The organism is Dulcicalothrix desertica PCC 7102 (assembly GCF_003991905.1).
Classification (GTDB): Bacteria; Cyanobacteriota; Cyanobacteriia; order Cyanobacteriales; family Nostocaceae; genus Dulcicalothrix; species Dulcicalothrix desertica.
Map to the genome: position 1 here is coordinate 104912 of NZ_RSCL01000014.1, position 14159 is coordinate 119070.

Annotated in this window: 12 protein-coding genes; 1 reads left to right on the plus strand and 11 read right to left on the minus strand. The window is 37.3% G+C overall.

Going from position 1 to position 14159, the window contains the following annotated elements; translation table 11 throughout:
• Positions 1-27 precede the first annotated feature (27 nt).
• Complete coding sequence (locus DSM106972_RS27575) at positions 28-978, plus strand: class I SAM-dependent methyltransferase (protein ID WP_127083690.1); 951 nt, start codon at positions 28-30, stop codon at positions 976-978.
• 104 nt (positions 979-1082) lie between these two features.
• Here the strand turns inward: DSM106972_RS27575 and DSM106972_RS27580 are convergent, their stop codons facing one another.
• The 11 genes from DSM106972_RS27580 to DSM106972_RS27630 all read right to left on the minus strand — a co-directional run bounded on the left by DSM106972_RS27580 (position 1083) and on the right by DSM106972_RS27630 (position 14139).
• Entirely contained in the window at positions 1083-2531 is a 1449-nt protein-coding gene (locus DSM106972_RS27580; RefSeq protein WP_127083691.1) for a DUF4832 domain-containing protein, read from the minus strand.
• A 469-nt stretch (positions 2532-3000) separates the two neighbouring features.
• Positions 3001-5193 carry a GumC family protein gene (locus tag DSM106972_RS27585; protein ID WP_127083692.1) on the minus strand — a complete coding sequence of 731 codons (2193 nt, stop codon included), beginning with the start codon at positions 5191-5193 and terminating at the stop codon, positions 3001-3003.
• Between the two features lie 110 nt (positions 5194-5303).
• A complete protein-coding gene (locus tag DSM106972_RS27590) occupies positions 5304-6440 on the minus strand; it encodes a DegT/DnrJ/EryC1/StrS family aminotransferase (protein ID WP_127083693.1) in 1137 nt (378 codons plus the stop codon).
• Positions 6441-6463: 23 nt separating this feature from the next.
• Positions 6464-7234, minus strand: a complete 771-nt coding sequence (locus DSM106972_RS27595) for a class I SAM-dependent methyltransferase (RefSeq protein WP_127083694.1) — start codon at positions 7232-7234, stop codon at positions 6464-6466.
• Between the two features lie 29 nt (positions 7235-7263).
• Complete coding sequence (locus DSM106972_RS27600; RefSeq protein WP_127083695.1) at positions 7264-8334, minus strand: peptidoglycan bridge formation glycyltransferase FemA/FemB family protein; 1071 nt, start codon at positions 8332-8334, stop codon at positions 7264-7266.
• 39 nt (positions 8335-8373) lie between these two features.
• Entirely contained in the window at positions 8374-9447 is a 1074-nt protein-coding gene (locus tag DSM106972_RS27605) for a GNAT family N-acetyltransferase (protein WP_127083696.1), read from the minus strand.
• Positions 9448-9514: 67 nt separating this feature from the next.
• Entirely contained in the window at positions 9515-10396 is an 882-nt protein-coding gene (locus DSM106972_RS27610; RefSeq protein WP_127083697.1) for a phytanoyl-CoA dioxygenase family protein, read from the minus strand.
• A 77-nt stretch (positions 10397-10473) separates the two neighbouring features.
• Positions 10474-11136: a PIG-L deacetylase family protein gene (locus DSM106972_RS27615; RefSeq protein ID WP_127083698.1), complete on the minus strand. Its 663-nt coding sequence runs from the start codon at positions 11134-11136 to the stop codon at positions 10474-10476.
• Positions 11137-11237: 101 nt separating this feature from the next.
• Positions 11238-11933 (minus strand): sugar transferase, encoded by a 696-nt coding sequence (locus tag DSM106972_RS27620; RefSeq protein ID WP_127083699.1) that lies wholly within the window; start codon positions 11931-11933, stop codon positions 11238-11240.
• Between the two features lie 93 nt (positions 11934-12026).
• Positions 12027-13181 carry a glycosyltransferase gene (locus DSM106972_RS27625; protein WP_127083700.1) on the minus strand — a complete coding sequence of 385 codons (1155 nt, stop codon included), beginning with the start codon at positions 13179-13181 and terminating at the stop codon, positions 12027-12029.
• Positions 13182-13191: 10 nt separating this feature from the next.
• A complete protein-coding gene (locus DSM106972_RS27630) occupies positions 13192-14139 on the minus strand; it encodes an SDR family oxidoreductase (protein ID WP_127083701.1) in 948 nt (315 codons plus the stop codon).
• Positions 14140-14159 lie beyond the last annotated feature (20 nt).

The window sequence follows — 14159 nt, forward strand, 5'->3', positions numbered from 1 at the left end:
AGTGCAGCGTCGCTTCAAAGTAGACTGATGAATAAAAAGCTTAAGCCAGACTGGGCTGGCGAAGATTTGCTATCCCAGTTTGTTAATTTGTTAATCCAAACTGAGCCTATTTACAAAGTGATGAAACACCAGGCTCGGCGAGTACTTATCAAAACTGCTGAAAAAAATGGTGTTCCCTGGCGCCAAAATTACGAGCAGCTAGAAAAATCACGAATACAACAAAATTTAGCGGCAGTAACTAACCCACAAATTACTTACCCAAAATATTATCAGGTACCTTTTCATGCTTATAGTGAGGGTAATTTATGTTGGCAAGCAGCATTTGAGGCGCCAAGCGCGACTTACTCAATGGCACTGCGCGTTTGGAAAAATGAACCATTATCGTGGGAAGTTGCTCACAACCGTTTGAGAGGTAGCTTTCACGATGTTTTAGGAATTTATGGGCCAAAACAAGTTAAAGATATTTTAGATATTGGCTGTTCGGTAGGTATTTCAACTTTGGCATTGCATCGTTACTACCAGAAAAAACAAAACCATCCGGTTCGCACGGTTGGTCTTGATTTATCACCTTATATGCTTGCTGTTGCTAAAACACTAGATACAAAGAATGAAATATCCCAATGGTTACATGCATTAGCTGAAAATACAAAATTACCAGATAATTCTTTTGACTTGATAACGTTACAATTTGTTACTCACGAACTACCACATGAACCATCTAGAGCAATTTTTAAAGAAGCTTTTAGATTGGTTCGACCTGGTGGCGTCATTGCGATTGTAGATAATAATCCTAAATCTAAAGTCATTCAAAATTTGCCACCAGTTTTATTCACGCTCATGAAAAGTACTGAACCTTGGAGTGATGAATATTATACATTTAATATTGAAGAAGAATTGCAAGAAGTTGGTTTTGAGGCGCCGTTAACATTAGAAAGCGACCCACGTCATCGAACTATTGTGACTAATAAGGGTGGCTAATATATATTGAATGCACAGGCAGGTTGCCTGTGCTACATATTGGGAGAGGTTGTTTGTGTAATTGTGTTTGATGGTGTGACAGTGTATAAACAAGTCACATTTGATTAATTAACACTTAAATTTGTGAGGAAGGAGTTATAACCTGTAGATGGCTCCCATACATCCTGGTTTGCCAACCTAATCGAGTACTCAGGACGTTCGTACAACTGTGGAGTAGGGTCAGGCAAGTTTAATAAGACCTCGTAAGTGCCTTTAGGCATATCTACTGAAATACTTCCGCTAAAATTGACTTGATGCTGTTGTTGGGAAAACCAACGACGAGCGTCAGTATAAACGGGAAAGCGATAGACTTGTTTGTTTTCCTGGTTACGTAAGATAATTTCTGTACTACGTGGATTGTATGGGCTAGCAAAACCATCATTGGCGATAGTAAAACTCATTTTGAATTCGCCGCCAGAGTTTACAATCTCAGGAATCTGGGCTTCAACAAGACGGAATCGATATCCTAATTTGTTGGCAATGGTGTTATAAATACCTTCTTTCTTCCAACGGTCAATTGTTGGAGCATAAAAACTTACATTTATATAACTCCAGTTAAAATGCTGCATTTCTGCTAAAGTAGTCTCGCTGTCTGTGCGCGCGCTTTCTGGAGTCACTTGACAGGTTTCTCCACCTACAATAACATAAGGAGAAATTGCTTTCAAATAACTCTGCAAATCCTTTTTTATATCGGGGCTATAAATGTTGTTACTATCATTATCGTGAATTGAGTAAGTACCCGCATCATCAGCATTAGCTAAGAAGCATAGATTTTCATGACCGATACGTGCTTGATGTATACCAGTAAAAGCTTCAGCATCGTTAAGTGGGTTTGGGTAGGCAGATTTAATATCAGATGGGTAGCGAAGCTGAACCATCCTTGTTGATGGTAAAGCATCCAAAAGAGCCGTCAAAACCTGTTGTTTGGATTCAAAGTTGTGAAGTCCATTGGTAGATGAGTGCCACTCACCCCACGCACCAATAAAGCCGGCAGGTAAAGCAGCTATTACATCTTGGTATTCTTGAAAAATAGGTTTTAGTTGTTCAATATGGTTTAGTACTATAGGTAATGGAGCATCAGGTTGTTTCTCAGTTTCTCCAGGCATTGGGAAGTTGTAGGAAATTCTTGGAATTACCTTGATACCTGCTCTGCGTACTTCTGTCAAAGCGTCTCTAAATTCCTGTAAAAACTCTTCAGAAATATTCTTGTCGCGAAACTGGTCTAAATGAACGTTGCTACGAGCAAGAGTGAAGCCTTGCTCGCGAATCTTACTCAAATCTTTATCTTTGCCAATTTCAATACTCGTATAAAAGCCACGTTCAGGATTGAGTATATACTCATCACTCATTTGATAGTCTACAATCATGAGTTTTTGATTGTTTGCAGTAAAAGCAAATAATTTTTTGTTAGATAAACTAACAAGCAGCAAACCACATAAAAACAGGATAATTAATAAGGAAATGTGCTTTTTACTCACAAACATCATAACTTGCATAAATAGTTTTTTAAGCATCGATTGGATTATTTTCTTTTTAATTTACATAGAAGTTGACTTAGCTAATTGAGATTTTTAACTTTTGTTGACTCATAAATCTGAACTTTCAAGTTTTCTCTTAATAAATAATTATATAGCAATTTTAATTTAAGCGTCAAAAAATATATAGACATACATCGATAAAAATGACGCGGTTATACATGTTTGAACCTGTCTTCTTTCTTCCGGACGATTTAAAATTGCTATATAGCAATCCTAAATCATCCCTAAGAAACAATATCGTAAACACTTGACTTTGGAGAATATTTTCTGTCGGGTAATCTAAAATTTAAAATACTACAAACAAACTGATACAAACTATAAACTCAAATTATATATTTCTATAGCAGTCATAGATGATTTGTAAAAAATTACACACGCATAGAGACCGAATTAATTCGGTCTCTACAATGCACGATTTTACGACTGATGCGCGGACTGCTATAGGTCATTTGACTATTTTGGCAAGTGTTTCATTTTGATAAGAATTTTCTAGTGGCTGGTATTCCTGTTCAAAATAGTAGTAACTGTAAGGTTCATTATTAGGATTAACTCCATTTACTACTTGTCCAATGAGATTTTGACCCGATTTCTCTAAAAGTTCGCGAGCAACAGTAGCATTAACAGAATCAACGACCCCAGGACGTACTACTAACAACACGCCGTCAGCCATTTGACCGAGAATTGCAGCATCAGCAGCTACATTTAATGAAGGAGCGTCAATAATAACAAAATCGTAGTAAGAAGCAAAACTTTGAATTAGGCTGGCCATGCGTTTAGAATCGAGAAGTGAAGCTGGAGAAGGGGGAACAACTCCAGAAGGCAAAATGTCTAAATTATCCATAACTTTCTCAACCGCAGCCATAATTTCAGTTTGTCCAACTATAACATTACTAAGACCGTATTTATTAGGTAACTCCCAAATTTGATGTTGAACTGGACGGTGTAAGTCTCCATCTACTAGCAAGACTTTACGCTCCATTTGAGCCATTGCTAAAGCGAGATTAGCTGCAACTGTAGATTTACCTTCTTGAGGAACAGAACTAGTAACAAGAATAACTTTCAATTCTTTATCGGCACTTACAAAATTAAGATTAGCACGCAGCATTCGGTAAGCTTCGCTAATCGATGCACGAGGGTTATCTCTAACAACAAGTTTAGGGATGGATGATTCTGCCTCTTGATTGTTGCGAAGAGATATTTTCGGCTTGCTTAAGGAGGGAATAACTCCTAGTAATGTTAATCCTAGTAATTCTTTAGCTTCATCTACAGTCTTAATTGATTTATCTCTTGCTTCTAAAAGATACATACTCGCGAAAGAAGCAATTAGAGCGACTAAACCTGCGGCATAATAGGAATTACTACTAGAAACAGCAGGTGCTTCAGGTTCTTGAGCTTTGGATATAATCCTAACATTACCTATACTTTGATTTTCTGCAATTTTGCTTTCTTGCAGTCTTTGTAATAGAAGGGAGTAAGTAGATTGAGCAGCTTGTAATTTACGTTCTAATTCACGTTGTCGTTGCTCTAATTTGGGCAAATTTTTTATTCTTTCTCTATAACTATTTTCTGAGTTTATTAAAGTAAATAATTCGCTTGCTAATCCCAAACGCTGTGACTCTAATCTCACTAGCTCTGTCGAAAGGTCTTGTTGCAACTGGCCCATCTGCAATTTGCTATCTAACTTGACTTGAATATTCCCAGAAACCTCTTGGACTCTCTGTTGTAATATAGCTTGCAAAGATTGTAACTTACTCGAAAGTTTTATAATTTCTGGATGGGTGTCCATTAGTATAGTACTTCTGTCTGCAAGTAGAGACTCTACCTGCTGAATTTCCTTAATAATATCTTGTACTCCTGCCGACTGACCGAGAGATGTCATTAATACCGCTTGTTCGGATGACATACCTAATCGCTGCCGGATAGCTTTTGACAGAGCAGTGATATTAGCTAAATTAGATTTTTTATCATTAATTTGTTTCTGCAAATCAGCAATTACTTCTACTGCTTTACTGGCTTCGTCTTTGAGTTCAACTACTTTATTCTTTTCTTTAAACTCGCGCATTTCTACTTCTAATTTGCGAACTAGCTGTTCAGCTTTGGGTAATTGTTTTTCTAGAAATTTGCTAGCTGCTGAAGCCGCTGCTTTGTGAGCAGATACATTGTTTTCTAAATAAACTGCTAATAGTGTATTTACAACCTGTGAGGCAATTTTAGGATTAATATCCTTATAAGAAATTTTTAATATGTCAGTTTTTTGAATTTCATTAACAGTTAAATTTGCTATAAATTCTTTTGGTTTTAAAAGATTGCCTTCATCGTTTTTAAGCTGAAGTCTATTTATGGCTGTTTCTACAACCTCGTGAGAGCGGACAACTTCTGCCTCTGTACTTAAAGGATTTGTTTTTTCTGCTAGAGGTGTTAAATCTCCTATTTCTTTACCTAGACCTGTTAAAGAGGAAGTAGTATTAATTTTTTGAAATCTTAGCGACCCCTCGGCTACATAAATAGGTTTTTTTGACATAAGGGCTAAGAATACGAGCATAAAAATTGGTGGATATACAGCGACACCAGGAAGCCAACGTCGTTTTAGTATTAGCCAATACTTGGTCAAGTCAAAAGATGATGATTTCTCTTCCATAACACTATTACCCAACTTTTATACAAAACTGTTTAAATCTAAGTAAATTATTCTTGGAAACTAAAGTTATATTGATAAAGTGAATTATTCATGAATTCCATATAAGCAATTCAACTAACTAACGAGTAAACGCTCAATATAGCGTCAATAACTCGTTTTAAGTCTGTATCTGTAAGGTTAGAACCGGAAGGTAAGCAAAGACCCCGCGCAAATAAGTCTTCAGCAACTTCACCACCAATACATTCACACTCAGCAAATACAGGTTGTAGATGTAATGGTTTCCACACAGGACGAGTTTCTATTTGCTGCTTGGCTAATGCAATTCTAATTTGCTCAGTATTTGCACCAAAGGTTTCAGGGTCTATTGTGAGGCAGGTTAACCAGCGACTGGAGTTCCCAAAACTTGCTTCTGGCATGAATTCTATCCCTGGTAGGTTGCCTAAAGCAGACGAGTAAACTTCATAGTTACGTCTTCTAGCTGCTACTCGGTCATTTAACACCTGCAATTGACCCCGACCAATACCTGCTAAAACATTACTGAGACGATAATTATATCCAATTTCAGAGTGTTGGTAATGAGGCGCCGGGTCACGCGCTTGGGTTGCTAAAAATCTGGCTTTTGCTACCAAGTCTCGGTCATCAGAAACTAACATTCCGCCCCCGGATGTAGTTATAATTTTATTACCATTAAATGAATAGATACCAATGTTTCCGAAAGTTCCAGGTGTACGTCCTTTATAAGTTGCACCCAAAGCTTCAGCTGCGTCTTCAATTAAAGGAATACCATATTGATTGCAAACTTTCAAGATAGGTTCAATGTCAGCACTTTGACCATATAAATGCACTAGTACTACTGCTTTAGGTAATTTGCCGATACGATCACGCTGTTCTAATGCTTCCTGTAGCAAGTCTGGATTCATGTTCCAAGAGATGCGATCACTATCGATGAATACTGGTTTTGCCCCAAGATAAGTAATAGGGTTGGCGCTAGCAGCAAATGTGAGAGTCGAGCAAATAACCTCCGAGCCGTAGCCAACGCCTATTAATTGTAATGCTAGATGTAAAGCTGCCGTACCAGAACTGACAGCAGCAGCATGAGCGGCGCCTGTTACTTGACAAAATTCTTGCTCAAATGCATCTACATGGGGACCAACAGGAGCAATCCAGTTTGTATCAAAAGCTTCTTTAACAAACTCTTGCTCACGATCTCCCATGTGAGGAGTAGATAGAAGAATCGGTTTGCTCATTTTTTTCAAATAAATTATTTTTCTTATTTTGTACAAACGACATATAGCATCTCAGAAAGTGGCTGATTTTGTAGTGACTCAAAATCATCGTATATTATTCCTTGCTGAAGTTGAGTGTTGCCACCAACAGCAATTATTTTAAACCCAACTTTCTTTAGCAGCTGCTCGACCTCTGACACTCTATACCAGTACACATTCGGGCCTTTATCTAACAGTGCTGTTAAAAATTGAATTTTTTCATTATTCTTTACCCAAGGTATCGATTGAATGGAAATTTTTTTGGCTAAGATTTTCCTTAAAATCTGCAAATAAGCTACATAAATAGCGTATAGTTTTGTAGTTTGAATTTTGCCCTCAAAGCAGAGGAAAGAAAAGAGCGCTGTTCCACCTTTATCGAGTATTCGGTAAGCCTGTTTAAAAGCCTTTAATCTACTATTGTCATCTTCCATCATGCTCAGAATTTGTTGCAAATATATTATCTGTTCAAAAGCATTATCTTCATAAGCATTTAAATCAGTTGCATCATGAACTTCAAACGAAATACTACCACTAGTATCTTTGTTTTTAGCCTCTTGAATAAACTCCGGTAAGTAGTCATAGCCAAACAAATTATTAAAGCCCATCTTCTTAATTTCTAACAAAATTCTACCCCCACCAGTACCAGCCTCAAGTGTTTTTTTGTGATGCTGAAGATAATGCTCTAACAAAAACTTTTCTTCTAATATTAAACCTTGTCCATATGCCCAAGGTTCATACTCGCGAGTTCTGTAAACTTCTTTATTGGTGATTAACATAATGGATCCTTAAAATCATGAAATTTGAACTAAATATTGCTACGATACGCTGGAAAAAAATTAGAGTTGAAAAGCTGACTTGGGTCTAAATTTAAAAATTTAGCTCTCAACTTAACCAAATCATCATACTTCTCTTCATTTGTAATCAGTGAGAAAGTCATGAAGTTATGGGTTATTTTAGAAAAACCTGCTTTGAATTCGTAGAGACTATCTTTGGCACTTCCAACACCACCTCCTAAATGATATACTTTATTACCACGCTCTTTTGCCCAGTATCTAACATAGTCATGCATCAGCTTACTCGGCGCCTGCTTCAAGAACTTATTTCTAGTTCCTGATAAATGAAACTGAACAATACCGCAGCATTCAATAAATAAACCCGCGCAGGTGATTTGCCCTTCCCACTCGACGATACATAAGTGCAGCTTATCTCCTAATGAGGCAAGTTTTAAGAAGTAATTGTAGTCAAAGTAGTATGAACTACTTGCAGCAACACGGTTCATTGTTTCTTCATAAATTTCAATGAATTCATCAATATGAGCTTGGAAGGGAACCATTTTGGCTACCATCCCTGCACGCTTGCACCAGTTAATTTTTCTTCGGTGGTTATCTCGTGTTTGTTGCCATATTTCTGCATTCGTTATCTCCAAATTTACAGAAACAGTTTCCCCATGTACTTTACAGGTATTGGAAACTAAGAGTTTATCAAAATCATGATTTAATATTGGATGCAAACGGAAAAAAGCAGAACATACATTTTTATGCCTAAACACAGTCTTCATGCTGGCAATTGCAGAGTTAATAAACTCTGATGAATTGCTTGCTGCTTGGTTTAACAATATACCTGGGTAGCCATAAGGTGATGTCACATCAAATATTTCTGGTTCAAATTGAGTATCAAATAATTCATCACATCTTCGCAGTAAGTAGGGTAGAAAAAATATTTTCTCTCCTTCAATTATCAGAATTGCCTCTGGAATGCTATTAGTTCTTTGGGATTCTAAAATGGCATATTCAGGCAAATGATAAATATCGTGACGTATGAGTTGTAGAATTTCTATCCAAGTTGAATTTTGAGCTTCAAGTATCTGAGTATTCATTTTTAACTAGTTGATAGAAAAACTATTTTTGCTATCGAGTTAATTTCCTGTATAACGATAAGCAGGGAAAAACCCCGATTTAAGTAAGGTTTCTGGTTGATTTTCTAAAGCCTTTGCTCGCAATTCAACAAGATGAATAAATTTTTCTTCATCTGTGACTAATCTCAATGTAGAAAATTGATGTCTCTGTCTTGAGAAACCAGATTTGAAAGTATGTAAACTATCTGTGGTAGACCCTCCAATTCCACCTCCTATATGTAAATATTCGTTACCGCGTTCTTTTGCCCACAATCGAGCATGATGTAATAATAAATTAAAAGGAGATTGGCTTAAAAAGTCATTTTTTGTTCCCCCTAGATGAGCTTGAACTACACCACAGGATTCAAAAAATAGGCTGGTACAGATAACTTCTCCCTCAAATTCGACAATACATAAGTGGAGTTTATCTTGTAAACTTAATAATTGATTAAAGTAATCATCGTCAAAATAATATGATTGATTTGCCTTGACACGATTCATTGTTTCTTCATAAATTGCGGTAAATTCTGTATAATATTCGGAAAAAGAAACAGTTCTTGCTGTAAAGCCAAGTCTTTTACATTTATTGATTGTACTCTGGTGTCCTTTTCGTGTGTGCGCCCAAATTTCTGGTTCAGAAAGTGTTAAATTTATTGATACTGTTTCACCATTCAAAGTAAAGTTGCTCGACAAAGAAGTCTCTAATAACTGTTCGTTCAAGATAGGATGCATTCTGAGAAAAACAGAGCAAATGCCTCTAGACTTTAAAACATCTTGGAAATTTTTGAAGGCAGTATTTAAAAAATCTGATGTTATTGCTTCTTGATTAACCAAAATGCCTGGATAACCATATGGAGAGTAAATATCAAAAATATCACTGAGTGTAAATTCTTCTTCGACATCATTACAATTACGTAACAAGTATGGTACGAAGAATATTTTATCTCCCTCAGTTATCAAGAGTGCTTCTGGTATCGTTTTAGTTCTTTTTGCTTCTAATGCTAAATATTCAGGTAATTGATAAATATCATGACGTACTTGCTGTAATACATCCTGCCATAAAATATTTGAGATATCAATAATTTCAGCTTTCATAATTTTAGCTCCGTTCAAAGGATAGGGGTAAATTATTTTATTTTTAATTTTGAATTGCTAAAACTTTTTATTCAGACCATAAAACTGGAAATGCTGCTGGGTCGCTAAAATCGGGATTGCCGTTGGGTAATTTCCGACATAAGGATTCATCAATAATGTGAATCTCTTTCCCTTCTTTATTCCAAAAAGGTTGATAATGGTTGTCAGCGTCTTGCAGGTGTACAGCTAATGCCAAGCGGAATGACTTGCTGTAGTTGGGTAAGCTGCCATGAATTGTCCAGCAGTGATGAAAGCTAACTTGACCCTTCTTTAAAGACATGGGTATTTTGACAACTTGGCGCCCACCCTGTTGAAATGTTTTTTCCATCTCCTCTAAGTTATAGTTATTAAAAAAGCGAGTGTCTTGGGTACCTGACCACTTATGACTTTTATCTAGCACAACTAAAGGACCACGAGTTTCGTCGCAGTCGTGGAAAGGAATCCAAGCGGTGAGTAATTTGTGCGAACTGCAAGTTGCCCAGTAAGCTCGATCTGCGTGCCAACCAACAGCACTTTTACCAGTTTGATCTTGAGGTGGTTTGTAAACTAGTTGGTCGTCTAATAAACGAATTCGATTGGTTCTAGCTAATCGGGCCGCAATGGCGCCAATAATTGGTTGTAAAGCCAAAGTACGTAGTTTGTTACTTTGTAAAGAAACAAACTCATTATTACGAATAATATCATACCCATCTTCTTTTTTCCAGTTGCTGTAACCGATGGTAATAGGAAGTTCTGCATCTCGCTCTCCCTGATAAAACTTTTCGCTAGCAAGAATTGCTTCGTCGATAATTTCATCGGGAATAACCTTCTTAGAGATATACCAACCGTGTTCTTCGTAAAAAGCAATATCTTCTTGAGTTGGTAGTAGTTCTAATAGTTCCTCTGCCAGAACTTCGGTAAGTAGTTTCATTTTTTACCTCCATTTGCATAATTACTTATTAAGTTTATGAACATAAATTGCTGTATAAATGTAATATTTAAGTTACACTAAAGGATCTGCCTAATCGAATAAAAAGCTTCAGCAGCATATCGATTGACAGTACTACCGCGTAAAGTTGCTAGTGCCTTAATAGTTTCCTCAGAACGCTCATCGGGAAAGCGTTTAATTTGTGATAAATATGCTTGCATAGCTTCAAGTTTTGTTTCCAAATAAGCAGAAATATCTATAAACACATTAGGAACAAAATTTGGTGCTAAATAAGGAGCATTCCAGTTTGTTTCAGAGAGAGTTTCGTAAGCGTATATAGTTTTTGGAGCAAAAGGACTATTAGGTCTTGCCGCTACCAATGATGATAAAAATACTCTTTGATGGTCAAGGTGAATATCTCCCACAAAAGGAACAAAGAGTATATCTGGTTGAAATTTTTTAAGTGTATCAAATATTTGTTTATTAACATCACGGTGAGGTACAGTATCTAACCTTGCCGCTGTGAATGAAAGAAATATTGTCTCTTTAACACCCAAAATTTTATGAGCAGCGAGAGCTTCTTTTTGGTCTTGAATTCGCTGCTCTTCTGTAAAGTCAGGTGGGAAACCTTGAGCAACTATTACCACATAAACTTCTGCTCCCTCCAAAGCATATCTTGCTATTGTACCTCCCACTCCTAAAACTTCATCATCTCCGTGTGGTGCTACTACTAAAATCTTCATTTTGCAAAACTCCTTTAATATTTAAAAAAATTATATTTAAGTCAGCTGATACTATCTAATTGATTTTGCCGTAAATTTTTACGTGTTACGGCAAAACTATTCTATTTTAAAGTCTCAATGAGAGCGCGATTGTTGACGATATCGTAACTCTTAGGACGAATTGTAGCTTCTAGTTTTCTTGCTTCAAGTAGGGATTTTTCATTTCTGAATTCTCCCCAAGTAATTACCGCGAAAGTTTTGATTAAGATAACAAAATCTAGCCACAGCGACCAATTTTTTAAATACCAGATATCTAAACAAATGCGTTCTTCCCAAGTTAATTCGTTATTTCCATTGACTTGGTGCCAACCAGTCATACCTGGAGTATCGAGGAGCCTATACTTTTGGAAATCATCGTAATCCTCTACTTGTTCGGGAATAGTCGGACGTGGACCCACGAAGCTCATTTCCCCTTTAAGAATATTCCAAAATTGTAAGATTTCGTCTAATCTACTTTTTCGTAAAAATTCACCTAAAGCAGTTACTCTGTCTTCGTCTGGTAACAGATAACCTTCGCTATCACGGTCATTAGTCATGGTGCGAAACTTATAGATAGTAAAAAGGTCTCCATTTTTGCCAGCACGAACTTGGGTGAAAATTACAGGACTACCCATTTTGAAATAGATAGCAATTGCCATCACAAAACTTACAGGTACAAATACTGCTAAAGCAACAGTAGCAGCTATTTTATCAAATATGGTTTTGAGAAATTTACTAAAGGGCTTATTTTCGATTGCAAACAAAGTGCTATTTGCCATAATTCAAAACCTAGTCTTAATACAAAAAGTAACTAAATCAAAAATCGATAAAGCAAAAAAAGGATTTTTCAGAATTATTTGTTTCCGAAAAATTTAACAGTGTACAGGTTGCTTTTCCATAACATCGGCATACAAATTTTCGTGAAGCTTAATAATGTGGCGCACATCATAGTTATTCATGCGCTCTTTTCCACGTTTAGCCGTTTGCCTAGCTGCTTCTGGATTATTCACTACCCAAGTCATAGCAGCAGCAAATCCCTCTATATCTCCTACCGGAACTATTAACCCGCATCCATCCGCGAGCAAATCCCGAATTCCACGAGTATCGGCGCCGATGACAGGTGTTTCCAAGCACAATGATTCCATCACACTTCTCGGTAATCCTTCTCGCTCGGAAGCCATCAAAGTCGCAATCGAGGCACGCATTAAAGTTGGCATATCTCGACGATGCCCTAAGAAGTGTACCTGTTTTTTAATGCCTAAATCTGCTGCAAGACCCTGCATCTCTTCAAAAAGTGGTCCTGTACCAGCAAATGCCAAATGTACGTTTGGTCTGCCTAGTTTTGCAAATGCTCTAAGCATATCTCTATGGCGTTTTCCTGGGTTAAATTCAGCGCTGGCTAAAATCATTACATCTTCTGATTCCAGCCCAATTTCCTTACGCACTGCTTGGATATCAGCCTGAGAAACTTGATCGGGGTTGTAATAATTCAAGTCCACTCCGATTCCAGGCATATAATAAAGGCGTTCTGGAGAAATTAAACGATGACGCTTGGCTGCCTCTTCATCCTCTCCATTAATCACTACCATATAATCAGTCCAAGGAGCAGCAATTTTTTCAAAAGTCAGGAAAATCGCATTTTTGGTGAATTTATTCCCACGGAAGAAGTGAAAACCGTGGACTGTATAAATAAGTTTCGGTTTGGGTTGCTTTTTGAGACGACTAAAGGCTAATCGGGTAACAAAAGCAGCTACGGCAGTATGTACATGTACTATGTCATATTCTTGTTTTTCTAGTACTTGCTGAATCTGTCGGGGGGCAACTATTAAATTTTGTGGGTCTAAAGGATTACGAGAAAAATCTACATCCCAAACATTGTCAAAATTTTCCACACATTCAGACATGGCAGAAGTTTGTAGGGACATTGCGTCTACCTGCCAACCTTGATTGCGGAAGTACCGAGCAAATGGCAATAAAAAGCCGTTCAAAGTTATGGGAACCGTTGTTACCATTAAAAGCTTTGTCATTTTTTTCTCCTCATGCTGCTATCTGCGTAGCTTTTATTAATTCCGCTAACCCTTCACGAATAGTAACTTTCGGCAGCCATCCCAATGCTGTCAGTGCTGTGTTATCAGCGAGACTGTGGCGAATATCTCCAGGTCGAGGTTCTTTGTGAATGGGTTGCAAGTTTTGACCAGTTAAGTCATTGAGTAAATGGGCAATGTCAAGTAAAGAGGTTGCTTTACCTCTACCAACATTGAAAGTTCTGCCTGCTGCATCGGGGTGTTCCATCACTAAAATATTTGCTGCTACCACATCCGAAACGTGAACAAAATCCCGACTTTGTTGACCATCACCGAATATAACGGGAGCAATTCCTTGAAAAATGCGATCGCAAAATATAGATATCACTCCTGAATAAGGGCTAGACGGGTCTTGGCGCCGACCGAATACATTAAAATAGCGTAAGCATACAAATTCCACTCCAAAAGTCCTGTTATAACAGTGACCCATAAGTTCAGATGCTAGCTTATCTACTCCATAAGGAGTAATCGGGTTAGTTGGCATCGACTCCTTCTTAGGAAGAGTTGGTTCATCGCCATAAACCGCAGCACTTCCTGCAAAGACAACACGACGAACACTGTGCTTGCGTGCTGCTTCTAAAACATTGAGAGTGGCGGCATAGTTGATTTTATCTGTTCCTATGGGGTCTTTAACAGACTTTGGAACACTAGCTATAGCTGCTTCGTGAAAAACATATTCGCATCCCTTCATCGCAATCTCAACAGTTGCTATGTCAGTAATATCACCAAGTAATACCTCTATTTTTTGAGAAGGTATAGCAGCAATATTTTCTAATTTTCCCGTGGAAAGATTATCTAAAATTCGGACTTTATAATCTTTTTTGACTAAAGTTTCTGCAATGTGTGAGCCAATAAAGCCACATCCACCAGTCACTAGGATTGTTTTTTTATCTTTAGCCATTGTTATGATTTCTCCTTAGT